This is a genomic window from uncultured Marivita sp., from assembly GCF_947488135.1.
GTDB lineage: Bacteria > Pseudomonadota > Alphaproteobacteria > Rhodobacterales > Rhodobacteraceae > Marivita.
The window spans coordinates 757,003-780,818 of the sequence record NZ_CANKYW010000001.1; the positions used below are offsets into that span (position 1 = coordinate 757,003).

The 23,816-nt window shown below is 63.3% G+C and carries 25 protein-coding genes and 1 tRNA gene; 21 read left to right on the plus strand and 5 right to left on the minus strand.

What is annotated here, in order from left to right; all coding sequences use genetic code 11:
- Positions 1 to 231: 231 nt before the first annotated feature.
- The 7 genes from Q1B16_RS03830 to ptsP all read left to right on the plus strand — a co-directional run bounded on the left by Q1B16_RS03830 (position 232) and on the right by ptsP (position 7,860).
- Positions 232 to 1,410: a glycosyltransferase gene (locus Q1B16_RS03830; protein WP_299784895.1), complete on the plus strand. Its 1,179-nt coding sequence runs from the start codon at positions 232 to 234 to the stop codon at positions 1,408 to 1,410.
- Between the two features lie 16 nt (positions 1,411 to 1,426).
- A complete protein-coding gene (locus tag Q1B16_RS03835) occupies positions 1,427 to 2,641 on the plus strand; it encodes a glycosyltransferase N-terminal domain-containing protein (protein ID WP_299784896.1) in 1,215 nt (404 codons plus the stop codon).
- A gap of 73 nt (positions 2,642 to 2,714) precedes the next feature.
- Positions 2,715 to 3,149 carry a DUF1178 family protein gene (locus Q1B16_RS03840; protein ID WP_299785980.1) on the plus strand — a complete coding sequence of 145 codons (435 nt, stop codon included), beginning with the start codon at positions 2,715 to 2,717 and terminating at the stop codon, positions 3,147 to 3,149.
- Positions 3,149 to 3,799 (plus strand): SDR family oxidoreductase, encoded by a 651-nt coding sequence (locus Q1B16_RS03845; protein WP_299784897.1) that lies wholly within the window; start codon positions 3,149 to 3,151, stop codon positions 3,797 to 3,799. The genes Q1B16_RS03840 and Q1B16_RS03845 overlap by 1 nt, the downstream gene beginning before the upstream one ends.
- The gene (locus Q1B16_RS03850) at positions 3,796 to 4,245 is read left to right on the plus strand and encodes an SgcJ/EcaC family oxidoreductase (protein WP_299784898.1); all 450 of its coding nucleotides are present in this window, start codon (positions 3,796 to 3,798) and stop codon (positions 4,243 to 4,245) included. Before Q1B16_RS03845 ends, Q1B16_RS03850 begins: the two co-directional genes overlap by 4 nt.
- 79 nt (positions 4,246 to 4,324) lie before the next feature.
- Positions 4,325 to 5,563 (plus strand): aspartate kinase, encoded by a 1,239-nt coding sequence (locus Q1B16_RS03855; RefSeq protein ID WP_299784899.1) that lies wholly within the window; start codon positions 4,325 to 4,327, stop codon positions 5,561 to 5,563.
- A gap of 47 nt (positions 5,564 to 5,610) precedes the next feature.
- Positions 5,611 to 7,860 (plus strand): phosphoenolpyruvate--protein phosphotransferase, encoded by a 2,250-nt coding sequence (gene ptsP / locus Q1B16_RS03860; protein ID WP_299784900.1) that lies wholly within the window; start codon positions 5,611 to 5,613, stop codon positions 7,858 to 7,860.
- A gap of 38 nt (positions 7,861 to 7,898) precedes the next feature.
- On the opposite strand, the gene Q1B16_RS03865 is transcribed toward ptsP, so the two are convergent.
- Positions 7,899 to 7,973 (minus strand) — tRNA-Thr (locus tag Q1B16_RS03865).
- Positions 7,974 to 8,072: 99 nt separating this feature from the next.
- Between Q1B16_RS03865 and Q1B16_RS03870 the strand changes: the two genes are divergently transcribed.
- Genes Q1B16_RS03870 through murD form a run of 6 tightly spaced genes read left to right on the plus strand, consistent with a single transcriptional unit; the run spans position 8,073 to position 13,323 of the window.
- The gene (locus Q1B16_RS03870; protein ID WP_299784901.1) at positions 8,073 to 8,240 is read left to right on the plus strand and encodes a hypothetical protein; all 168 of its coding nucleotides are present in this window, start codon (positions 8,073 to 8,075) and stop codon (positions 8,238 to 8,240) included.
- 5 nt (positions 8,241 to 8,245) lie between these two features.
- Positions 8,246 to 9,517, plus strand: coding sequence for a UDP-N-acetylglucosamine 1-carboxyvinyltransferase (murA, locus tag Q1B16_RS03875; protein ID WP_299784902.1), 1,272 nt, complete (start codon positions 8,246 to 8,248; stop codon positions 9,515 to 9,517).
- On the plus strand, positions 9,514 to 9,993 hold the full coding sequence (locus Q1B16_RS03880) for a DUF2948 family protein (protein ID WP_299784903.1): 480 nt from the start codon (positions 9,514 to 9,516) through the stop codon (positions 9,991 to 9,993). Before murA ends, Q1B16_RS03880 begins: the two co-directional genes overlap by 4 nt.
- The gene (locus Q1B16_RS03885) at positions 9,990 to 10,508 is read left to right on the plus strand and encodes an N-acetyltransferase (RefSeq protein WP_299784904.1); all 519 of its coding nucleotides are present in this window, start codon (positions 9,990 to 9,992) and stop codon (positions 10,506 to 10,508) included. The genes Q1B16_RS03880 and Q1B16_RS03885 overlap by 4 nt, the downstream gene beginning before the upstream one ends.
- A gap of 52 nt (positions 10,509 to 10,560) precedes the next feature.
- A complete protein-coding gene (hisD, locus tag Q1B16_RS03890; RefSeq protein WP_299784905.1) occupies positions 10,561 to 11,862 on the plus strand; it encodes a histidinol dehydrogenase in 1,302 nt (433 codons plus the stop codon).
- Between the two features lie 57 nt (positions 11,863 to 11,919).
- The gene (murD, locus tag Q1B16_RS03895) at positions 11,920 to 13,323 is read left to right on the plus strand and encodes a UDP-N-acetylmuramoyl-L-alanine--D-glutamate ligase (RefSeq protein ID WP_299784906.1); all 1,404 of its coding nucleotides are present in this window, start codon (positions 11,920 to 11,922) and stop codon (positions 13,321 to 13,323) included.
- Positions 13,324 to 13,361: 38 nt separating this feature from the next.
- On the opposite strand, the gene Q1B16_RS03900 is transcribed toward murD, so the two are convergent.
- From Q1B16_RS03900 to Q1B16_RS03915, 4 genes are all read right to left on the minus strand, one after another.
- On the minus strand, positions 13,362 to 13,838 hold the full coding sequence (locus Q1B16_RS03900; RefSeq protein ID WP_299784907.1) for a hypothetical protein: 477 nt from the start codon (positions 13,836 to 13,838) through the stop codon (positions 13,362 to 13,364).
- A gap of 81 nt (positions 13,839 to 13,919) precedes the next feature.
- Complete coding sequence (locus Q1B16_RS03905; protein WP_299784908.1) at positions 13,920 to 14,582, minus strand: hypothetical protein; 663 nt, start codon at positions 14,580 to 14,582, stop codon at positions 13,920 to 13,922.
- Complete coding sequence (locus Q1B16_RS03910; RefSeq protein ID WP_299784909.1) at positions 14,579 to 15,238, minus strand: hypothetical protein; 660 nt, start codon at positions 15,236 to 15,238, stop codon at positions 14,579 to 14,581. Before Q1B16_RS03910 ends, Q1B16_RS03905 begins: the two co-directional genes overlap by 4 nt.
- A gap of 30 nt (positions 15,239 to 15,268) precedes the next feature.
- Positions 15,269 to 16,450: an NAD(P)/FAD-dependent oxidoreductase gene (locus tag Q1B16_RS03915; protein WP_299784910.1), complete on the minus strand. Its 1,182-nt coding sequence runs from the start codon at positions 16,448 to 16,450 to the stop codon at positions 15,269 to 15,271.
- 143 nt (positions 16,451 to 16,593) lie between these two features.
- Between Q1B16_RS03915 and ftsW the strand changes: the two genes are divergently transcribed.
- The 8 genes from ftsW (at position 16,594) to murB (ending at position 23,815) form a co-directional block, all read left to right on the plus strand.
- Positions 16,594 to 17,760, plus strand: a complete 1,167-nt coding sequence (gene ftsW, locus Q1B16_RS03920) for a putative lipid II flippase FtsW (protein ID WP_299784911.1) — start codon at positions 16,594 to 16,596, stop codon at positions 17,758 to 17,760.
- Positions 17,761 to 17,848: 88 nt separating this feature from the next.
- Complete coding sequence (locus Q1B16_RS03925) at positions 17,849 to 18,967, plus strand: UDP-N-acetylglucosamine--N-acetylmuramyl-(pentapeptide) pyrophosphoryl-undecaprenol N-acetylglucosamine transferase (protein WP_299784912.1); 1,119 nt, start codon at positions 17,849 to 17,851, stop codon at positions 18,965 to 18,967.
- A complete protein-coding gene (gene murC / locus Q1B16_RS03930; RefSeq protein WP_299784913.1) occupies positions 18,964 to 20,361 on the plus strand; it encodes a UDP-N-acetylmuramate--L-alanine ligase in 1,398 nt (465 codons plus the stop codon). Before Q1B16_RS03925 ends, murC begins: the two co-directional genes overlap by 4 nt.
- 139 nt (positions 20,362 to 20,500) lie before the next feature.
- A complete protein-coding gene (locus Q1B16_RS03935) occupies positions 20,501 to 21,169 on the plus strand; it encodes a cupin domain-containing protein (RefSeq protein WP_299784914.1) in 669 nt (222 codons plus the stop codon).
- A gap of 5 nt (positions 21,170 to 21,174) precedes the next feature.
- Positions 21,175 to 22,221, plus strand: coding sequence for an FAD-dependent oxidoreductase (locus tag Q1B16_RS03940; RefSeq protein WP_299784915.1), 1,047 nt, complete (start codon positions 21,175 to 21,177; stop codon positions 22,219 to 22,221).
- Between the two features lie 101 nt (positions 22,222 to 22,322).
- Positions 22,323 to 22,571 (plus strand): DUF2484 family protein, encoded by a 249-nt coding sequence (locus Q1B16_RS03945; RefSeq protein ID WP_299784916.1) that lies wholly within the window; start codon positions 22,323 to 22,325, stop codon positions 22,569 to 22,571.
- On the plus strand, positions 22,568 to 22,828 hold the full coding sequence (locus tag Q1B16_RS03950; protein WP_366140132.1) for a DUF2484 family protein: 261 nt from the start codon (positions 22,568 to 22,570) through the stop codon (positions 22,826 to 22,828). The genes Q1B16_RS03945 and Q1B16_RS03950 overlap by 4 nt, the downstream gene beginning before the upstream one ends.
- Positions 22,829 to 22,867: 39 nt before the next feature.
- The gene (gene murB, locus Q1B16_RS03955; RefSeq protein WP_299784917.1) at positions 22,868 to 23,815 is read left to right on the plus strand and encodes a UDP-N-acetylmuramate dehydrogenase; all 948 of its coding nucleotides are present in this window, start codon (positions 22,868 to 22,870) and stop codon (positions 23,813 to 23,815) included.
- The last annotated feature ends 1 nt before the right edge of the window (position 23,816 follow it).

Sequence of the window (23,816 nt, forward strand, 5' to 3'; positions counted from 1 at the left end):
ATGCCTGTCACCGATCTCGATCAACATGGCATGGCTGTCGCGTTTTTCGACAATTTCGCTGGGTCCTAAGATGACAAGCTCGAGCAACTAGTCAATCGCGGTCCCGCCCTGAATTTCGGCGCTTTTCTTACGGGCGCAAGGAACGTGGGGGACGGTTCGTGGCCGTTCCGCCTTGCTGGTGCCATGATGCGCTGATACCTAAAGGCTCGGGTTTCTTTCGGGCCATATTTCATGCGCGTAGCCATCGCAACTGGCGAATATCACCTTGGCGGCGAGACGTTCATCAACCGCCACATCGAGCATCTGTTCGGTGGCAATACGGTTGTGGTGTGTGGCCGGTTCCGCGGCGATAATCCCTATGGCAAGCCGTATTTCGTGCGGCGCGACGGGCTGTCCGGGCGGGATATTGTGTTGGCGCCCTGGTGGCTCTTGCGCAACCGGGTACAGCACGGCACGTCGCGGCTTCCGTTCGGTGAGGCCAAGGACGCGTTGGTCAAGTTCCTGCGCGATGAACGGGTCGACGTCATTCTGGCCGAGTTCGGAACGCAGGCGCTTGCTCTGGCTCCGCTGGCCAATGCGCTGGATATCCCGATCTTTACCTACTTTCGCGGCACCGATGCGTCAAAGGCGATCCGGACCGAGCGGATGCGGGCGGCCTATCGCAAGATGATGCCGCGCCTGGCGGGGGTGTTTTCCGTGTCGCGGTTCCTCTTGGAAAACCTCGACAAGCACGGGATTTCGCATCCCAACAGCACCGTGATCCCGTCCGGTGTCGATATCCGGCGGTTTGCGCCACAGGCCAAGGTGCCGCTCAGCTTTCTGGCCGTCGGGCGGTTCGTGGAGAAGAAAGCGCCGATGACGACGTTGCGGGCGTTCGCCAAGGCGACACGCGACGTGCCGGAGGCCCGGTTGGATTTCATCGGCGATGGTCCCTTGATGGAGCCGACGCGGACGCTTGCCGAAGAGTTGGGCGTCGCGAAAAAGCTGCGCTTTCACGGCGCACAGCCGCATCACACGGTGCGTGACCGGTTGATGAGCACGCAGTTCTTCCTTCAGCACTCGGTCACGGCGCGGGACGGCAATACCGAAGGCTTGCCCACCGCCATCCAGGAGGCGATGGCCTGCGGGTGTATCACGGTGTCCACGCGTCACGCCGGAATTCCCGAAGCCATCGACGAGGGGGAGACCGGGTTCCTGGTGGACGAGCATGACGAGGCAGGCTTTGCCGAAGCGATCGCGACCGCGATCGCGGTGCCGAACCCGATGGAAATGTCGATGCGCGCGCGGAAGGTCGCGGAAGAACGGTTCGACAATCACATCCTGCTGAAAATCCTTGAACGGCATATCCAAGGCACGCTGACCATTCCGCCGGGCAGCTACTATATCTCGAAAACGCGCAAGACGGCCTGAGCCGACTGGAGCTCACGTGCTTTTATACCGATTCCTGATGACCATCCTGGCCGCGAAGGAGATCGCGTCGCGCGTCCTTGCGCGGGACTGGGCTGCTGTGAAGGCGCGGTTGGGAGCGGTGGCGGCACCCGAGGTGCGGGACCGGATTTGGCTGCATGCGGCATCGAACGGAGAACTGACATCGGCGCGGCCGGTCATCGAGCGGTTGATCGCCGAGGGGCGGCATCTGTTGATCACGGTGAACACGGACAGCGCGCTGGCGCTTGGTGAGGGCTGGGGGCTCGCGCACACGCAGGTGCGTCTTGCGCCGATGGATCTTGTCGGTCCGACGCGACGGATGATCCGGAATTGGGGCATTGGGGCGCATATCACACTCGAATCCGATCTGTGGCCTCAGCGCGTGTTGCTGACGCTGGGACCAGTTGTCGTGCTTGGCGGGCGTTTGACGGAACGGTCTGCTAAAGGCTGGGCGCGGTTCGATACACTGGTGCCCCGGGTGCTGGGCCGGGTGCGGTATCTTTCCGCCCAGGACAGCGGGTCGGCGGAGCGGTTCGTGCAGTTGGGGCTGGATCCCGACGCGCTTGGCCCGGTGGTTGATCTGAAAGCGCTTTATATCGCGCCGGAGGCGGAACCGGATGCAGGACTGCGTCGGGTGTTTCAGCGTGAGAACACGTGGCTTGCGGCATCGACCCATGACGGGGATGAGGAGGGCGTTCTGGCGGCGCACAGGTTGGCCCTGTCGCAGCGTCCGTCGCTGAAACTGATCCTTGCGCCGCGACATCCAGGGCGGGCTGATGCCATTGTCGACCTCATCGCGGCGGCCGGTCTGACCTGTGCGCGTCGCAGTCTGGGCGAAGATCCCGCCGATGCGCAGGTCTATCTCGTGGACACGTTGGGCGAGATGCATCTGTGGTACGCCCTTTCGGGGGTCACATTCGTTGCCGGGTCTTGGAGTGATCGTGGGGGCCACACGCCTTATGAACCGGCGGCGTTCGGGTGCGCGATTGTCCACGGCCCGGATACCGCGAATTTCCGGGCCGCCTATGATCGTCTTGCTGCGAACGATGCGGCGCGCTGTGTGGCGAATGGGGACGCGCTTGCAGAAGCCTTGATCGCGTTTGCTCCGGCTGAGCGGCAGGCCGGGATGGGGGCCGCGGCGCAACGCGCGCTGCGACAGGAGACCGATCTTGACGGGTTGATGCGGGAGGTTGCCCGCGTGCTGGATGCTTGATGTCCCACCGAAAGAGATTATTTTTCAACAAGAACATGATAACACCCACAGATCTTCCATCACGGGCCACATGATGATTCAGTTCACGCTGAAATGCACAAACGACCATCAGTTCGACAGCTGGTTCCAGTCGGGATCGGCGTTCGACAAGCTGTTGGCTGCCGGCATGGTCACTTGTTCGGTGTGTGGATCGCCCGAAGTGAGCAAGGCGATGATGGCGCCACGGGTCAGCAAGGCGGAGAAGGGTGAAGAGGGACCAAAGGCCCCGAAATTGTCGGCGCCGGCCAGTCCGGCGGAACAGGCATTGGCCGAGCTGAAGAAATACGTCGAAAAGAACTCGGATTACGTCGGCACGAATTTCGCGACCGAAGCGCGGGCGATCCATTCCGGCGATGCGCCGCAGCGTCCGATCTGGGGTGAGACGCGCGGCGACGAAGCAAAAAAGCTGGTCGAGGACGGTGTGCCGATCGCCCCATTGCCCTTCACCCCAACGCGAAAGTCGAATTGATGACCATACTGATCACCGGTGCCAATCGTGGAATTGGCGCGGCCCTTTTGACGGCGGCAAAGGATCGGGGTGACACGGCTTTTGGAACCACGCGAAGCACGGATCACGCCGAGTTGCTGCCGCTCGACGTGCGCGACCCCGAAAGCTGTGCCGCGTTGGCGGAGCGACTGAGCGACACGCCCATCGATCTTCTGGTGTGCAACGCGGGCATTTACCTTGAGAAAGGCATGCAGGCCGACAGTTTGACAGACACGCAAATGTGGGCCGACACGTTTGCGACAAATGTCACGGGAGTGTACCTGACCGCGATGGCGTTCCTGTCGCATCTGAAACGCAGCGACGCGCCGAAGATCGCCATCATCTCGTCGCAGATGGGATCGAGCGAACGTGCGGGTGGGCAGAGCTATATCTACCGGGCGTCAAAGGCGGCGGCGCTGAACCTCGGGCGCAACCTTGCCGTTGATCTCAAACCGCAGGGCATTCCCGTGGGTATCTATCACCCCGGTTGGGTGCGGACGGATATGGGGACAAGCGCGGCCAGCATCGGCACCGAGGAGTCGGCGGCCGGACTGTTGCACCGGTTCGACGCGCTGTCTCTGGACAGCACGGGCTGTTTCGAGACGTGGAACGGCGACGCGATGCCGTTTTGACGGTCACGACCCCAGAGGATTTTCCGAAAGCCTTTGCCGACGCTTGGCACAGCCGCGAGGGTGCGCGCATCGGGTCGCTCTTTGCCGAAGACGCAGATTTCGTGAACGTCACCGGATTGTGGTGGCGGGACCGCGCGGCGATTTCCAAAGCGCATGACTATGCGCTGACCTCGTTCTTCTCGAACACACGCCTCACGCCCGGTGTCACCACTGTGCGCCAGCTTGGCCCGGATCATGCCGTTGTGCATTGCCGATTTCGTCTGTCGGGCCAGACGGCCCCCGATGGCACCGTCGCCGGAGATCGGCAGACCATCCTGATCTTCGTGTTGCGCCGGACCCAGATCGGCTGGCAGGCGGTGGCGGCGCAGAACACCGATGTGATTCCCGGGAAGGAAACGCATCTGAACGCGGGCACCTTCAACGCTGTTGACTATCGGGACACGTAAAGGCATCGCAACACGCACCGCTCTTGCGCGGCACCGCTCCCCAACGTAAAGGACCGCTGAGTCTGACCCGGGAGGCCTTATGCCCGTTCTCGTGATGAAATTCGGCGGAACATCCGTTGCCACGCTTGATCGGATCAAGCGCGCGGCGAAACGCGTGGGTGTCGAGGTGTCCAAGGGCTATGACGTCATCGTCATCGTGTCGGCCATGTCGGGCGAGACGAACAAGCTGGTGGGCTTTGTCGAGGAAACCTCGCCGCTGTTCGATGCGCGCGAATACGATGCGGTGGTCTCGTCGGGTGAGAACGTGACCGCTGGCCTGATGGCGTTGACGTTGCAGGAAATGGACATCCCGGCGCGCAGCTGGCAGGGCTGGCAGGTGCCGGTCAAGACCACTTCGGCGCATTCGGCGGCGCGGATTGAGGATATTCCCCCAGACAACATCACGCGCAAGTTCGGCGAAGGCATGAAGGTGGCCGTCGTCGCGGGCTTTCAAGGGATCAGCCCGGAGGGCCGGATCACCACGCTGGGCCGCGGTGGGTCGGACACGACCGCTGTCGCCTTTGCGGCGGCCTTCAAGGCGGAGCGTTGTGATATCTACACAGATGTCGATGGCGTCTACACCACCGACCCGCGCATCTGCGACAAGGCCCGCAAGCTGGACCGGATCGCGTTCGAGGAAATGCTGGAACTCGCGTCCTTGGGCGCGAAAGTGTTGCAAACCCGGTCAGTGGAACTGGCCATGCGATACAAGGTGAAGCTGCGCGTGCTCAGCAGTTTCGAGGAACAATCGGACGACGCAGGGACATTGGTCTGCGACGAGGAGGACATCATGGAAAGCAATGTGGTCGCAGGCGTCGCCTATTCGCGCGACGAAGCCAAGATGACGCTGGTGTCGGTCGCCGACCGCCCCGGGATCGCCGCGGCGATCTTCACGCCGCTGTCGGAGGCGGGCGTGAACGTGGACATGATCGTGCAGAACATCTCGGAGGAGGGGCGCACCGACATGACCTTCTCGTGCCCGACCAATCAGGTCCAGCGCGCGGAAAAGGCGATGGTCGACGCGAAAGAGCGCGGTGACATCAATTTCCACGACATCGTGGCCGACACCGCCGTGGCCAAGGTGTCCGTCGTCGGGATCGGGATGCGAAGCCATACAGGCGTTGCCGCAAAGATGTTCCAGGTGCTCTCCAAAGAGGGGATCAACATCAAGGTCATCACAACCTCCGAGATCAAGATTTCCGTACTAATCGACCGGAAATACATGGAACTTGCCGTTCAGGCGCTGCATGATGCGTTTGAATTGGAAAAGGCTGCCTGACCGCGACACCATCGCTGTCGTGACTGGCGGCACGCGAGGGGCAGAGTATGGTTGAGCGCGCGGAAAGCGAAAGCCGCAAGCTGCTGGGACGGCTGCGCGATACGATGGCCAGCGAGGCCGCGGGTCAGGAACGGCTGGACCAGATCACCCATCTGACCGCCGATTCCATGGGCACGGAAGTGTGCTCTATCTACCTGTTCCGCGACGATGAAACGCTCGAACTCTGCGCGACGCAGGGCCTCAATCCCGAATCCGTGCACCAGACGCGGATGAAGCTGGGCGAGGGCCTCGTGGGTCGCGTTGCGCGGACCGGCAAGGTGATCAACGCCGCCGATGCGCCGTCCTCCAAGGGCTTCCGGTACATGCCGGAAACCGGGGAAGAGATTTATTCCAGCTTTCTTGGTGTTCCGATCCAGCGTCTTGGCGAAAAGCTGGGCGTTCTTGTCGTGCAGTCCAAAGAGGCCCGCGAATTCAGCGCGGACGAGGTCTATGCGCTCGAGGTCGTGGCGATGGTGCTGGCGGAAATGACCGAGCTTGGCGCCTTCGTCGGCGAGGGCGCGGCACTGCGGGCGCGTCACACTCAGCCGGTTCTGATCCGTGGGATCACCGGGCAGGAAGGCAGCGCGGAGGGCTACGTCTGGCTGCACGAGCCGCGCGTCGTCGTCACCAACCTCGTTGGCGACAACCCGGATGTCGAGCGCCAGCGCCTCACCGACGCGGTGGAGAACCTGCGCGTCAGCGTCGATCAGCTTTTGGCGGGCGCCTCCGGCGAGACCGGCGATTCCGAGCAGGTTCAGGTGCTCGAAGCGTACCGGATGTTTGCCAACTCCAAGGGATGGCTGCGCCGGATGGAAGAAAACATCGGTCGCGGCCTGAGTGCGGAAGCCGCCGTCGAGAAAGAGCAATCCGATGTCCGCGCGCGCATGATGCAGGCCACCGACTCCTACCTGCGCGAGCGTTTGCAGGATCTGGATGACCTGTCCAACCGCCTGCTGCGGATCCTGACCGGGCAGGGGAACAGCACGGGTGCGGACCTGCCGGAGAACCCAATCCTCGTGGCCCGCAACATCGGTCCCGGAGAGCTTCTGGAATACGGGCGCCAATTGCGCGGTATCGTGCTCGAGGAGGGATCGGTCGGCAGCCATGCCGCCATCGTCGCGCGGGCGCTGGCCATTCCGCTGGTGATCAATGCCAAACGCATCCAGATCGAGGCGCTGAACGGCGATCACGTGATGGTGGACGGCGACCAGGGGATCGTCCATTTGCGGCCCGACGATACCGTCGTCAATGCCTTCCGCGACAAGATGGCGATGCAGGCCAAGGCGCAGGAACGCTACGCGTCGATCCGCGACAAACCGGCGGTGACGCTGTGCGGCAAGACCATTCGCCTTGACATGAACGCCGGTCTGATGGCGGATCTGCCGTCGCTGGAAAGCTCTGGCGCCGAAGGGGTGGGCCTTTTCCGGACCGAGCTGCAATTCCTTGTCCGAAGCAAAATGCCCAGACGCAACGAACTGGCCGCGCTCTACGCCCGTGTGCTCGATGCCGCCCAAGGCAAGCGCGTTGTGTTTCGCACGCTCGATATCGGGTCGGACAAGGTGCTGCCCTACATGAAGGCCGAGGACGAACCGAACCCCGCGCTGGGCTGGCGGGCGATCCGCGTGGGCCTCGACAAGCCGGGTGTGATGCGGATGCAGTTGCAAGCCCTTCTGCGCGCCGCAAACGGGCGTGCGCTGTCGATCATGTTCCCGTTCGTTGCCCAATACGAAGAATATACCGCCGCCCGCGCCGAGGTGGACAAGGCGCTGGCGCGCGAAAGGAAACTGGGTCACGCGATTCCGGAATCGCTCGAAATCGGCGCGATGTTGGAAACCCCGTCGCTCGCTTTTGCGTGCAACAAATTTTACCAGGAGGTCGAATTCCTCTCGATCGGGGGCAATGATCTCAAGCAGTTCTTCTTTGCCGCCGACCGCGAAAACGAACGGGTGCGGCGCCGGTATGACACGCTGAATGTCAGCTTCCTGACGTTTCTGGAAAACATCGTCGACCGCTGCGCGACCACCGACACACGCCTGTCCTTCTGCGGCGAAGACGCGGGCCGCCCGGTCGAAGCGCTTTGCCTTGCCGCCATCGGTTTGCATTCCCTGTCGATGCGCCCGGCGTCCGTCGGCCCTGTGAAACACCTTCTCCGCCGCTGCAATCTGGATGACGTGCGCCAGGTCATCCACGACGCGCGCGATGCGGGCGAACAATCGGTGCGCCCTGCGGTGATGGAATATCTGCGCGGTCTCAACTGACGCGCAGCTTTGGCAGCTTGCCGGTATCTGATGGGAGATGGTGCTGCTGGAGAGAATTGAACTCTCGACCTCTCCCTTACCAAGGGAGTGCTCTACCTCTGAGCTACAGCAGCGCCGGGTGCCGGTGTCGGCGTGGCGGGTGATTAGACGCAAACGGAAATCGGTGCAAGCGCAATCTGGACCCTTTTTTGCCTCTGGGATAGGAAGACGCCATGACGCATAAATCCTCATCCGGCAAAACGGCGGCGACATCGCGGGAAGACAGGCTCAAGGCCGCGCTGAAGGCGAATATGGCCAAGCGCAAGGCACAGGCGCGGGCGCGGTCGGCGGGACCTTCGGATGAGACAAAACAGAACAAAAACACGAGCGAGGGCAGTTAGTACCAATGGACCAGATTATCGTAACGGGAAACGGCCCGCTGAACGGGCAGATTCCCATAGCCGGTGCCAAGAACGCCTGCCTGACGCTGATGCCCGCGACCCTGCTGAGCGATGAGCCGCTGACGCTGACCAATGCGCCGCGGCTGAGCGACATCCGCACCATGACGACGCTGTTGCAATCGCTGGGCGCAGAGGTGCAGGCCTTGCAGGACGGGCAGGTGCTGGCGATGTCGAGCCATGACCTGACTTCGACGAGGGCGGACTACGACATCGTGCGCAAGATGCGGGCGTCGATCCTTGTTCTTGGGCCGCTCTTGGCGCGGTTCGGCCATGCCGAGGTGTCCTTGCCCGGCGGCTGCGCCATCGGGGCGCGCCCGGTGGATTTGCATCTCAAGGCGTTTGAGGCGATGGGCGCGGAACTGGATCTGCGGGACGGATACGTTCATGCCAAGGCCCCATCGGGCGGGCTGAAAGGCGGGATCGTGGACTTCCCGTTCGTGTCCGTCGGCGCGACCGAAAACGCGCTGATGGCGGCGACACTTGCCAAGGGCACGACGGTTTTGAAAAACGCCGCGCGCGAGCCCGAGATCGTCGATCTGGCGCGGTGCCTTCAGAAGATGGGCGCGCAGATCGAGGGCGAAGGTACGTCCGAGATCACCGTTCAAGGCGTCGACCAGCTTGGTGGTGCAACCCACCGCGTCGTCACTGACCGGATCGAACTGGGCACCTACATGCTGGCTCCGGCGATCTGCGGCGGGGAGGTGGAATGCCTCGGCGGCACCATCGACCTGCTCGCGGCGTTTTGCGAAAAGCTGGATGCGGCCGGGATTTCGGTCGAGGAAACGCCGAACGGTCTCAAGGTCGCGCGCAAGAATGGGCGGCTGTCGGCGGTCGATGTCACCACGGAGCCGTTCCCCGGCTTTCCGACGGATTTGCAGGCGCAGATGATGGCGCTCTTGTGTACCGCGTCGGGCACCAGCGTTCTGGAAGAACAGATCTTCGAAAACCGTTTCATGCACGCGCCCGAACTGATCCGGATGGGGGCCAAGATCGACGTGCATGGCGGAACGGCGAAGGTCACGGGCGTCGATCACCTCAAGGGGGCCCCGGTCATGGCAACGGATTTGCGGGCGTCAGTATCGCTCATTCTTGCGGGGCTTGCGGCCGAGGGCGAGACCATCGTCAGCCGGGTTTATCACCTTGACCGGGGCTACGAGCATGTCGTGCGCAAACTGTCCGGGGTCGGGGCCAAGATCGAGCGGGTATCGGGACAGTGACACAGGACGCCACATTCGAAGATGGCGCGGCCAAGCCGCTTCGGCTGGTCGCGATGGATGCCGAGGATTTGCAGGTCCTGTCGGCGCTCTGCCAGGACGCGGTGTTTCCGTCGACGGAAATGCAATGGCAACGCGGCAGAAAGCGGTTCGGCATCCTGCTCAACCGGATTCGGTGGGAGGACATCCCCCTCGCCGAACGCGGCGGGCGCAAACCCGAACGGGTGCAGTCCGTTCTGGCCGTGGAAAACGTGGTGCGGGTGGCAAGCCAGGGCGTGCCGCGGGGCGATGCAGACACAATCCTTTCCGTGCTGTCGGTCAGTTTCGAAGATAGCGAGGCCGGTCGCGGCGTCGTGCTGCTGACGCTGGCCGGAGATGGGGCGATCCGCCTGGAAGTCGAAGAGCTTGAGGTTGCGCTGCGCGATGTGACCAAGCCCTACGCCGCCGTGTCTGGCAAGGTGCCGGATCATCCGGAATGACCGTTCGGCGGCTGACGCCGAAGGACTTGTCCGCGTTTCGCGCGCTTTGGGCCGACGGGTTGATGCGGGTGCCGACCGCGTTTCTGTTCAGCGCCGAAGAGGTCCGCGCGATCCCGAACAAGGATGTCGAGCGCGGGCTCGAGGTCAATCTGACGCTCGGTGCCTATGACGATGCCCAGCGTTTGGTGGGCTTCGTCTCGACGCGGCGAGGTGCGCCGAAACGCATGCGGCACATGGCGGACATAGGGCCGCTTTACGTCCATCCCGACGCGCAGGGCCAAGGCTTTGGCCGCGCCTTGATGGATGCGCTGCTGGACCATCTGACAGAGGCGGGTGTGCAGCAGGTGGAGCTTTGCGTCGACGTGGAGAACACCGGCGCACAGGCGTTGTACCGGGCGATGGGATTTCATGTCTTCGGGCGCAGGCCCCGGTCGGTTCTGATCGACGGGGCAGGGCGGGACGATTACCTGATGATCAAGGCGCTGGACGGGTCCGACCTGACGCGCGGCGCTTGAGGGTTCGGCCTCTGCGGTCTAAGTACCCCGCAAAGCTGACCCGGAGGGCTTGATGCCACAGTTCCTGTCCACGACCGATGCCGATTTCGACGCCCGTTTCACGGCGATCTTGAACGCCAAGCGCGAGGACAGCCCGGATGTGGATGACATCGTCGCGGGGATCATTGCGGATGTGCGCAAGCGCGGCGATGCGGCGGTTCTGGAGTTGACGGCAAAGTTCGACCGATTGGAGCTTGCGGCGGAGCAGTTGCGCGTGTCCGAGGCCGAGATCGACGCCGAGATTGCCAAGGTCCCCGAGGCGGAGCGGATCGCATTGGAATTGGCGGCAGAGCGCATCCGGGCCTATCATGAACGGCAATTGCCGACCGATGAGATGTGGACCGACGCACAGGGCGCGACGCTGGGCTGGCGCTGGACGCCGGTATCGGCCGCAGGGCTTTATGTACCGGGTGGGCTGGCAAGCTATCCGTCCTCGGTGCTGATGAACGCGGTGCCTGCCAAAGTGGCGGGGGTGAAACGGCTTGCCGTGACCGTGCCGACGCCTGACGGGGTCATCAACCCGCTGGTCTTGATGGCGTGCCGGATCGCGGGCGTGGACGAGGTCTACCGCATCGGCGGCGCGCAGGCGATTGCGGCGCTGGCCTATGGAACGGAGTCCATCGCGCCGGTGGACAAGATCACTGGACCGGGCAACGCCTTCGTGGCGGCGGCCAAGCGCCGGGTCTTCGGCAAGGTTGGGATCGACATGATCGCGGGGCCGTCTGAGATCCTCGTGATCGCGGACGGGGACAACGACCCGGACTGGATCGCGCTTGATCTGATGAGCCAGGCGGAACACGACGAAAGCGCGCAATCACTTCTTATCACCACGGATGCCGCGTTTGGCCGTGCCGTGGCAGAGGCCGTCGAGAAACGGTTGGAAACGCTCGAACGCCGCACCATTGCCGGGGCCAGTTGGCGTGACTTCGGCGCGGTGATCACCGTGCGCGATCTCGACGAGGCGGCAACGCTCTGTGACCGGATCGCGCCGGAACATCTTGAGCTGTGCGTCGATGATCCCGACGCATTGTCCGCCAATATCACCCATGCGGGGGCGATCTTCCTTGGGCAATGGACGCCCGAGGCGATTGGCGATTATGTCGGCGGGCCGAACCACGTTTTGCCCACGGCGCGGTCTGCGCGGTTTTCCTCCGGGTTATCAGTGCTCGATTTCGTCAAGCGGACAACTCTGGCCAAGATGTCGCCCGAGGCGTTGCGCGCCATCGGACCTGCGGCGGAAACGCTGGCGCGGTCTGAATCGCTCGAGGCGCACGGGTTGTCCGTCACCGCGCGGCTGCGCAAGCTCAACGGCTGATCTTTCCCACCGCGCGCAGATGCGGTAGCGATTGGCGGACCATTCAAGAGGTGCGCAATGATCCCGGTTCAGGGTTTTGAAGGCCGTCAGGTGGCGGTGTTGGGTTTGGGCCGGTCGGGCCTGTCTGCGGCGCGGGCGTTGCGGGAAGGCGGGGCGGGCGCGATCTGCTGGGACGACAACCCAAAGGCGCGCGATGCCGCAGAGGCCGAAGGCTTCGAGACCCGCGACCTCACACGCGACGGGGCGTTCGATGATGTGGCGACGTTGATCGTCAGCCCCGGGATCCCGCATCTTTACCCGGCGCCGAACCCTGTCATCGCCAAGGCCTGGGCCGCTGGCGTGCCGGTGGACAACGATATCGGTCTGTTCTTCCGGTCGTTGGCGACCGGAGGGTGGGATCATTTCGACACGACGCCCCGCGTGATTGCCGTGACGGGATCGAACGGCAAATCCACCACGTCGGCGCTGATCCATCATATCCTTTCCGAATCGGGCCGCGACAGTCAGCTGGCGGGCAATATCGGGCGTGGGGTTCTGGACATCGACCCGCCGGGCGATGGCGACGTGGTGGTGTTGGAACTGTCGAGCTATCAGACCGACCTTGCCCGCGCGCTGACGCCGGATGTCGCGGTGTTCACCAACCTCTCGCCGGATCATCTGGACCGGCACGCTGGATTGGGCGGATATTTCGCTGCGAAACGGAGGCTTTTCGCCGAAGGTGGGCCCGATCGGGCGGTGATCGGCGTGGACGAGAACGAAGGGCGCTACATCGCCAACCAGCTGTCCGAAGGGCCGGGGGATGATCGCGTGATCCAGGTGTCGTCCGGGCAAAAGCTGACCGGGCCGGGATGGCTTGTCTATGCGCGCAAGGGGTTCTTGACCGAATGGCGCAAGGGCAAGCAGGTGGCGTCGATCGATCTGCGCGGCATCAAGGGGCTTCCGGGCGCGCACAACCACCAGAACGCCTGCGCCGCATACGCGGCCGCGCGCGCGCTGGGCGTGGCCCCGCGCCAGATCGAAGCGGCGATGAAGTCTTTTGCCGGGTTGCCGCATCGCAGCCAGATCATCGCTGAGAACAACGGCGTGACTTTCGTCAATGACAGCAAGGCGACGAACGTGGATTCCGCGCTGAAGGCGTTGCAGGCTTTTCAGAATATCCGCTGGATCTGTGGCGGGTTGCAAAAGGACGGCGGGCTCGATGGGCTGGTGCCGGGTTTCGCGCATGTGCGCAAAGCCTATGTCATCGGGCGCGAGGCCGACGGGTTTGCGGTGCAACTGGCCGACATCGAAGCCGAAGCCTGTGGCGCGATGGAGGTCGCTGTCGCCCGCGCAGCCGCCGAGGCCGAACCGGGTGACGTCGTGTTGCTGGCGCCCGCAGCGGCGAGCTTTGACCAGTACGACAATTTTGAAAAGCGCGGTGAGGATTTCGTGGAGCGTGTCAATGCGCTGCTTGGAGGCTAACCCGCAGGCGCCATGCGCCCACGGGTCAAGTGTCTGGTTTACTTGAGTTTCTGCGCGACATTGTCGGCGAAGGCATCAATCATCGCTCGGTACACTTCGGCGCTGGCGATGGTCATGCTGGCAAGGTCCACATCGGGCGAAGCGGCCGAGATGGCCTGACCTGCGGTGACAGACAGCTCGTATTCTTCGTTGTTCAGCACTCCGGGCACGCGGATTTCAACAATGCCCGAGAGAGTGGAGTCTTCCAGCGCATAGGCGTTTTCGAAAGCCGACGCCAACGCGACCTCGTTGATATCGACAACCACTTCGGACCCGTTTTCGCCCAATTGGGACGCGACGCGTTCTGCGATGGCGGTTTCGAGGTCGGTGCCGAGCGATGTCCAGACCTGGGCCGCCTCACTGTTCTCGATGGCGGGAAGATCGACAGAGACGTCAATCTCGCTGACAGTCTGGGCGGCGAAGCCGACAGTTGCGAGTGCCGAAAAGGCGATGCCGGTAGCAAGCTGCTTGAACATGATGGTCTCCATGTGTTGTTGCAGCCGATAAACATCGGCCTCATGGAAACTGTTCCCGCGCCCTGTCAAAAGACCGGCAGTTTATTGCCGAACCGGACCTTTGCGTAGCTCGGCCATCAGCCCCTCTTGGACGGCATCGGGATGGATGACGCCCAATTGCGCGGGCACCTTCGGCAGGTCGAGGATATGTGCGATGGCAAAGCGGTGCATCCCGCCGCCGTCGCGTAGGGGCGTTCCGTCGCGCGCGATATGGACAAGGATACCGCCATGTTCGCCGCGTGTCTGGTTGACCGACCCGTGCGGCCGCAGGCGCCGCGTGCGCTTGGCTTCGTCGTAAATCCGGTCAAGCCGCTCGTACCGCGCGATGAGTTCCTCTCGCGTGTGGCAGCCGTCGATGCGACCGTGCTCTTTGATCCTATCGAGCATCCACGCGAAAAGCTCGGTTTCCTGCCAGGGAACGCCCTCTTCGAAATGTTGCCGAATGCTGTTGAGCTTGAGGTGGCTGCCGAACGGCGTGGTCGACCGGTCCCAGTCGCCAGGGGCGACCATGCCGGAGTGACGCCTGCGAAAGCGCGGCGCTCCGTTTTCGGGGTCGGGTTTGTACCAGTCCGTCACGTCGCGCGCGCGGATCCAGATGAGCTCGTCGCTCTGCGGCGCGTCGGGGCCGTAGCGCAGCCGATTGGCGAGATCGCGGGCCGCCTTGACCGGAACGCCCGCGCGGATCGCGTCGCGCAAAGCGATCATGATCGCGCATCCCGGTATTGCGCCAAGGATCCTGTCTCCAAGGCGGCGGGATGGACGACGCCTAGCTGTGCAGGGATGCGGGTCAGCCCTAGCGCGCGGGCGATGCCGAGGCGATGGTTGCCGATCGCTCCGAAGATCGGATCGCCGTTGCGGTCGATATGGACGAACACCCCTTCCGGCAGGCGCGGCGTGCCGAATTTACGGATGGAGTGGTCCTGAAAGCCGTGGTCGCGGATGTTGTCGTAAAGCTGATCGATGGCTGCATAGCGCGCTTCGACGTCTTCCAGCGTCCGACAACTGTCGAACGTCCCGCGCTCTGCAATCATGTCCTGCATCCGTGCAAAGACGCCGGTATCCTCCCACGGAACGCCATCGCGGAAATGAGCGAGGCAGGCGGCGATCTTCCACGACTGATCTGTGGGTTCGGTCTTCTGATCCCAATCGCCATCGAGCACCAATCCGGAGTGGCGGCGCTTGAAATCGGGGGTCACGTCCGGATTGCGAATGTAGGTGCGATTCAATTCCTGTGGGTCGACCCAGATACGTTCCTTTGCCCGCGGAGCATCGATCCCGCGGGCAAACCGGTTCACCGTGTCACGCAGTGGCCCGCGCAACAGAGCGTGCGATTTTTTGGGGGACTGGGTGGCTGGTGGCATGGTCAAAGCATGTAACAGTTTTTCGAAACTTCAAGACCGTTCGCGGATGGCACGGCCCGCGGCGACACCGGAGCTCCACGCCCATTGAAAGTTGTAGCCCCCCAGCCAGCCGGTCACGTCCACCGCTTCCCCGATCATGTAGAGGCCAGGCACGTCGCGTGACATCATGGTTTTGCTGTCGATCCGGTCGGTCGAGATGCCGCCAAGCGTCACTTCGGCGGTGCGATAGCCCTCGCTACCCGTGGGCGTCAACGTCCAGTGGCGCAGGTGATGCGTGATCTCGTCGATGCGTTTGTCCGACAGATCGCCGACATTGCCGGTCAGGCGCAGGTCAGCCGAAAGATGATCCACAAGACGTTCCGGCAGGATTTCTGCCAATGCCGTGGTCACGTTGCGCTTGCCCTGGGTCTGCCGCGCGGTTTTGAGCGTGCCGGGCAGATCATGGTCGGGCAGCAGGTTCACATGGATCGCGTCGCCCTCCGTCCAGTAGCTCGAGATCTGGAGGACCGCCGGGCCGCTTAACCCGCGATGGGTGAAGAGCAGCGCCTCTTCGAAAGCGGTGCCGTTGGCCTCGGCCACCACCGGGGTGGCGACACCGGAAAGGGGCGCGAAGCGTTGGTCCGAGAAGGTCAGTGGCACGAGGGCAGGGCGGGTGTCTGTGACCGTATGCCCGAACCGCCGGGCGATGTCGTAGGCAAGCCCGGTAGCCCCCATCTTGGGGATCGATTTGCCCCCGGTCGCCAGCACCAGATTGCGGGCGGTGACGGTCTGACGCTTGCCTTCGCGCTCGAGCTGCGCGGTGAAGAGCGTTCCGTCATGGGTCAGGTCGGCCAGTGACGTTTGCAGCCAAAGCTGCGCCCCCGCTGTCGATAGCTCTGCCCGGAGCATCTCGACGATCTGGGTCGCCTTGTCATCGCAGAAGAGCTGCCCCAGCGTTTTTTCGTGCCACGCGATCTTGTGACGATCCACGAGGTCTAGAAAATCCCACTGTGTATACCGGCTAAGCGCGGATTTGTGGAAATGCGGGTTCTGTCCGAGGAACCGCGCCGGATCGGTGTGCAGATTGGTGAAGTTACAGCGACCGCCACCCGAGATGCGAATTTTTTCGCCCGGGGCCTTGGCATGGTCGATCACAAGCGTCGAAGGCCCGGCCTGTGCCGCGCACATCATGCCGGCCGCGCCGGCGCCAAGGATCAGTGTCTCGACCTGCATGGCGGGCATCCATCACTAAACGGCGCGACACGCAAGAGCGCGAGGACGAATCATTCCTCTGGATCGGGCGAATCATATGGGTTAGAGTGCCGTCAGAGACCCGGGCAAACACGGGCGATTGAGGCAGTAATAGCGGTGAAACCATGACAGAAATGGTCTATGGCGCGGCACCCACGCGCGCAGGCGAACCTGTGTTGCCGAAATGGTGGCGCACGGTCGACAGATGGTCATTGTCCTGCATCCTGATCCTTTTTGGCATCGGTATCCTGTTGGGGCTGGCAGCCTCGCCGCCCTTGGCCGAACGCAACGGGTTTGCGCCCTTCCACTACGTGCAAAGGCAGGCGGTGTTCGGAGGGCTGGCGCTTTGCGTGATGATCTTCGTCTCCATGCTTGGCCCGATTGTCGTGCGGCGATTGGCGGTTCTGGGGTTCATCGCTGCCTTTGTCGCGCTGAGCATGCTGCCCTTTTTCGGCACGGATTTCGGCAAGGGCGCGGTGCGGTGGTATTCGCTGGGCTTCGCCTCGATCCAGCCGTCCGAATTTCTCAAACCGACCTTCGTGATCGTTGCCGCGTGGCTTCTTGCCGCCAGTCAGGAGCTCGGCGGCCCGCCGGGCAAGTCACTGTCGTTCGCCTTGACCATCAGCATCGTTCTGATGCTCGCCCTACAGCCTGATTTCGGCCAGGCGTGCCTCGTGCTGTTCGGTTGGGGCGTGATGTATTTCGTGGCCGGAGCGCCGATGCTCCTGCTCATGATCATGGCGGGGTTGGTCGTCTTGGCAGGCACGGTCGCCTACCAGAATTCCGAACACTTTGCGCGCCGCATCGACGGCTTTCTCAGCCCCGAAGTCGATCCGACCACGCAGTTGGGCTACGCGACCAACGCCATCCGCGAGGGGGGCTTTCTGGGTGTCGGCGTCGGTGAAGGCCAGGTGAAATGGTCGCTCCCGGATGCGCATACCGATTTCATCATCGCCGTCGCCGCCGAGGAATACGGGCTCGTTCTCGTCCTCATCATCATCGCGCTCTACACGACCATCGTCGTGCGCTCGCTCATGCGGCTGATCCGCGAACGCGATCCGTTCATCCGACTGGCCGGAACCGGATTGGCCTGCATGTTCGGCGTTCAGGCGATGATCAACATGGGCGTGGCGGTGCGTCTGCTGCCCGCCAAGGGCATGACGCTGCCCTTCGTGAGCTACGGCGGATCGTCCCTGATTGCAGGCGGGATCGCTGTGGGCATGCTGCTGGCCTTCACCCGCAGCCGTCCGCAGGGCGAAATCGGCGATATCTTGCGAGGCCGGTTGCGCTAGGGCCATCATCTGGGGCATTCGCATCCCGGTTTGTTGACAAACGGGGTCGGGACAGGTCTCTGTCCTGCAATCGTTGGGTGGGGCGACAATGCGGAAACCATACTTGATCATCGCAGCGGGTGGGACCGGCGGACATATGTTCCCCGCGCAGGCCCTGGCCGAGGTGATGTTGCGCCGTGGCTGGCGGGTCAAGCTGTCCACGGATGCACGCGGCGCCCGCTACACCGGCGGCTTTCCCCATTCGACCGAGATCGAGCAGGTGGCCAGCGCGACCTTCGCGCGCGGCGGGGTGCTGACGAAGGCACTGGTGCCGTTCCGGGTGCTTGGCGGCGTGATCTCGATGTCCATGAGGATGATGCGCGACAGACCGGACGTGGTGGTCGGCTTCGGCGGCTACCCCTCGATCCCTGCGCTGGGTGCGGCATGGCTGCTCAAGCGGCCCCGGATGATCCATGAACAGAACGGCGTGCTTGGCCGGGTTAACGCGATCTTTGCCAAGCGGGTGGATCAGGTGGCCTGCGGCACTTGGCCGACGGACTTGCCCGAAGGTGTGAACGCGGTGCATGTCGGCAATCCCGTACGGTTGGCCATCAAGGAGCGCGCCGGGGCGGCCTATATCTCGCCGGGCGATTACCCGATGTCGATCCTCGTGATCGGCGGCAGCCAGGGCGCACGCATCCTGTCGGACGTCGTGCCTCCGGCCATCGCGTCCTTACCGCTCGAGACCCTTCAGCATCTGCGCGTCAGCCATCAGGCCCGCGACGAAGACGGCGAACGGGTCGCGGCCTATTACGCGGAACATGGCGTCACGGCCGATGTGCAGCCCTTCTTCAACGACGTGTCGACCCGCATGAGCGAAGCGCAGCTTGTCATCTCGCGCTCTGGCGCGTCGAGTGTAGCGGATATTTCCGTCATCGGGCGGCCGTCGATCCTGATCCCATACGCCGCTGCCACGGGCGATCATCAGAGCGCCAACGCGCGTGGACTGGTCGAGGCGGGGGCGGCGATCCGCATTCCCGAAAGCAAGCTGAACGTTGACAGCCTCGCCGAGCAAATCCTGGCGGTTTTGCAAAATCCCGATGCGGCTTTGCAAATGTCGCTGGCGGCTCTGCGGCAGGCCAAACCCGAAGCTGCACAAGACCTTGCCGCGCTCGTGGAGACGCTGGCCGGACACATATCTCAAGACCCGGAAGGACCGACCGAATGAACGCCGCCACCAAACTCCCTGTCGATATCGGGGCCATTCATTTCGTGGGCATCGGTGGCATTGGCATGTCCGGCATTGCGGAGGTGCTGGTGAACCTTGGCTATACGGTGCAGGGGTCGGACCTGAAGGCGTCGAAGATCACGAACCGCCTCGCCGATCTGGGCGCGCGCATTTTCGAAGGTCAGCGGGCGGAAAACCTCGACGGGGCAGAAGTTGTCGTTGTCTCGACCGCGATCAAGCCGGGCAATCCCGAACTGGACGAAGCCCGAAAGCGTGGCCTGCCAGTGGTGCGGCGTGCGGATATGCTGGCCGAGCTGATGCGGCTCAAGTCAAACATCGCGATTGCCGGGACGCATGGCAAGACGACCACCACGACCATGATGGCCGAATTGATGGTGGCGGGCGGGTTCGACCCGACTGTCATCAACGGCGGCATCATCCACGCCTATGGCTCGAATGCCCGGATGGGGCAGGGCGAATGGATGGTGGTGGAGGCGGATGAGTCTGACGGATCGTTCAACCGGCTTCCCGCAACCATCGGCGTCGTCACCAATATCGACCCGGAGCATATGGAGCACTGGGGCGATTTCGACCGGCTGCGGCAGGGGTTTCAGGATTTCGTCTCGAATATTCCCTTCTACGGGCTGGCGGTGTGCTGCACCGACCATGAAGAGGTGCAGCGCCTCGTGGGCAAAGTCACCGACCGCCGTGTGGTGACCTATGGTTTTAATGCGCAAGCCGATGTGCGGGCGGTGAACCTGCGTTACGAAAAGGGCGTGGCGCATTTCGACATCGCCTTGCAGGCCGAAGGTGATGTGATCGAGGGCTGCACCTTGCCGATGCCCGGCGATCACAACGTGTCCAACGCGCTCTCCGCCGTCGCTGTGGCACGGCATCTGGGCATGAAGAAATCCGAGATCCGCGAAGCTCTTGCGGCCTTCGGTGGTGTGAATCGCCGTTTCACCAAGGTGGGCGAATGGAACGGGGTGACGATCATCGACGATTACGGCCACCATCCCGTTGAGATCGCGGCGGTGCTCAAAGCCGCACGTCAGGCCTCGGACGGTCGGGTGATCGCGGTGCACCAGCCGCATCGCTATACGCGCCTGGCCAGCCTCTTCGACGATTTCTGCGCCTGTTTCAACGAAGCGGATGTGGTCGCCATCGCCGAGGTCTTCTCGGCCGGCGAGGACCCGATTGAAGGCGCATCGCGCGATGATCTGGTCGCGGGCCTGATCCGCCACGGACATCGCCACGCGCGGGCTATTCTGAACGAGGACGATCTGGAACGGCTGGTCCGCGAACAGGCGCGTCCGGGGGACATCGTGGTCTGCCTCGGTGCCGGGACGATCAGCGCTTGGGCCAACGGGTTGCCGGAGCGGTTGGCGCAGTAGCGCAACGCCGGGACGAGGATGCGGTGACGCATCCTCGGTTTTCGGTTGACCGAGAACCCCGGCACGCAGCTTCTTGGGGTTCCTTTGCGGTGAAAGGGGGCTATCTCTGCGCCGAAACCGGTGACGAAGGAGCAGGACAGTGGAGCTGAACGCGGATTTTTCCAAACGGGTGCTGGTGCATTCCGCGCAAGAGCGGTGGGTGGCGTCGCCGATGGCCGGTGTGGATCGCCGCATGCTTGACCGCATCGGGGACGAGGTTGCCCGTGCGACCTCCATCGTACGCTATGCGCCCGGCAGTCATTTCTCTGCCCATACCCACACAGGCGGGGAAGAGTTCATCGTGCTGGACGGTGTTTTTCAGGACGAACACGGCGATTACCCGGCGGGGACGTATGTGCGCAATCCGCCGACCTCGTCGCACACGCCGGGGGCCGAGGCGGGCTGCACGATCTTTGTGAAGCTTTGGCAGTTCGATCTGGATGATCGCACGCAATTCCGCAAGGACATGGCGGCAGAGCTTGGGCCCGCGCGACACGGCGTGGCGCGCGCCGAATTGCACCGCGATCCGCGCGAGGTCGTGTCATACCTCGTGGTAGAGCCGGACACGGCGATGGAAGAGACCGCACCCGGAGGCATCGAGATCCTGGTGATCGACGGCAGCCTCAGTGAAGGCGGGGATATCTTGCACACCGGATCCTGGCTCAGGTTGCCGGATGGTATGCCCTTGCACGCCAAGGCTGGTCCGGACGGCGCGAAAGTCTGGATGAAGACCGGGCATCTGGGCTTCGCCGCCGCGCCTACCGTTTGATCCGCATGACCGCCGCTGTTGCAATTGTCGGTGGAGGACTGACCGGCCTCGCTCTGGCGCGGTATTTGCATGACGCGGGCGTGCCGTTCCGACTGTTTGAGGCGCGGTCCCGGTTGGGCGGGCGGATCAAGACAGAACATCTGGGCGCGGACGGGTTCGATCTTGGCCCTTCGTGGTTCTGGCCCGGGCAGCCGCGCATGGCGGCATTGATCCGGGACCTGGGTCTGGAGGTGTTCGAACAATACGCCGCCGGCGCCTTGTTGTACGAGACCGAGCAAGGCGAAGTGATCCGCGACCGGGGGTTTTCGTCGATGCAAGGCTCCTTGAGGGTGCGGGGCGGCATGGGGGCCATCGCCTCCGGGCTTGGGGACGGGCTGCCGGACATGAGCGTCGAGACCGCACGAACGCTGGTGTCGGTATCGGACGACGGAACGCTGGGTTTTGCGGATGGGCGCACGGTTGCGGCGGACAAGATCGTGCTTGCTATGCCACCCCGGATTGTCAGGCAAGTGACCTTTGCGCCCGCGCTTACCCCAGAGGTGGACACGGCGCTCGCCGCGATACCTACGTGGATGGCGGGACACGCGAAGTTCGTGGCCGTGTACGACCAGCCCTTTTGGCGTGCTGATGGTCTGTCCGGTGACGCGATGAGCCGACGGGGACCGATGGTCGAAATTCATGACGCCAGCACCGACACCAAAGGCGCTTTGTTCGGGTTTCTTGGTGTGCCAGCGGCCTTACGCCGAGGTCAAAGCGCGGCGGTAATGCAGGCGTGCGTGTCGCAATTGGAGTTGTTGTTCGGCCCGAAAGCCGGGTCCCCTGTGGAGGTGTTCTACACCGACTGGGCCGAGGATCCGTACACAGCGGCGGCGCTGGATCAGGACCCGCTGACGCATCACCCGGCTTACGGACTGCCCGCGGCGTTGAAAGCCCCGATGGGAGCGCGCGTTTACGTGGCCTCGACCGAATTGGCCCTGGAGATGGGCGGATTTCTCGAGGGCGCGCTCGCCGCTGCCGAGGATGCCGCCCATTGGGTTCTCGCCACGTCCTAGCCAACATTTCACGGGATCGTCCCCGCACGGTCCAGATTTCGCCCCGAAGTTGCGGTTAACAGACCGCCAAGTTTGAATTTCGGGTAGCGGGGCGCCGATTGATGCTTCTTTGGCTCTGTATCTTTTGGGTCTTTGCTTCGGCTCTCGTGGCCATGCTGCCGATGCGCTGGCAATACGTTCCGGGCGTCGCGTTGCTTCTGGCCGCGCCAGTGCTGATCTTTCTGATCTCGCGGGCTTTGGGCGCATGGGTGGCGATTGCGGCTCTCGCCGCGTTCGTGTCGATGTATCGAAACCCGTTGCGCTATTTCTGGAAGCGCCTGACCGGGCAAAAGGTGGAGATCCCCCGATGATGAGCTATTCCCTGAGCGCCGCCTGCTGCTGGATCATACTGGCTGCCATCCTCGCGGCGATCCCATCGAACGACAATCATTGGCGGCGCGCGTATCTCCTGATGCTGCTCGGCGCGCCGATCCTGGTGTGGGTCTACGTGCAGGACGGTGTCTTCTGGGGATTGGCGTTCACCGTCGCGGCGGCGAGCGTTTTCCGCTGGCCGTTGCGATACCTGTTGGCCTGGGTCATCCGCCAGGTGACGCGCCGCGCCGAATGAGGCTTTACGCGCGACGGCCCTTTGGGCAAAACGCGCGACATGAATACGCTTCCTGATGTCCGGGGCAATCTGACGCCCGACAAACCGCTTTCCGATCTGACCTGGCTGCGTGTAGGCGGGCCTGCCGATTGGTTGTTTCAGCCAGCGGACCTTGAGGATTTGCAGGCCTTCCTCCGCGATTTGCCCGCGGATGTGCCGGTCTTCCCGATGGGTGTGGGGTCGAACCTGATCGTCCGCGACGGCGGATTGCGGGCGGTGGTGATCCGCATGGGGCGGGGGTTCAACGGCATTTCGATCGACGGCACGCGCGTGACGGCGGGGGCGGCAGCGCTCGATGCGCATGTCGCGCGCAAGGCGGCGGATGCGGGTGTGGACCTGACATTTCTGCGGACCATCCCCGGCGCGATCGGCGGTGCGGTGTGCATGAATGCGGGCTGCTACGGATCTTACGTGGCCGATCATCTCGTCGAAGTTCGCGCCGTGCTGCGCTCCGGCGAGTTGGTGACGCTTCCAGTCGCCGATCTCGGGCTTGCCTATCGGTCGAGCGTCCTGCCCGAAGGCGCGGTCGTGGTCAATGCGGTTTTCGAAGGGGCCAAGGGCGATCCCGCGTCCCTGCACGCCCGGATGGAAGACCAATTGGCCAAGCGCGATGCGACCCAGCCGACCAAGGACCGCACCGCAGGCAGCACGTTCCGCAACCCGGCGGGGTTCTCTTCGACCGGGACTGCGGACGATGTGCATGACCTCAAGGCGTGGAAGGTGATCGACAACGCCGGCCTGCGCGGCGCGACCCGGGGCGGGGCGCAGATGTCGCCGAAACATCCGAACTTCCTTGTGAACACCGGTGGCGCCACGGCGGCGGACCTCGAAGGATTGGGCGAAGAGGTGAGAAAAAAGGTTTTCTTGCACTCTGGAATAGAGTTACAATGGGAAATCAAACGCGTCGGTGAGCCGTTGGGTGATACGACGCGACCGGACGAGGGATGAA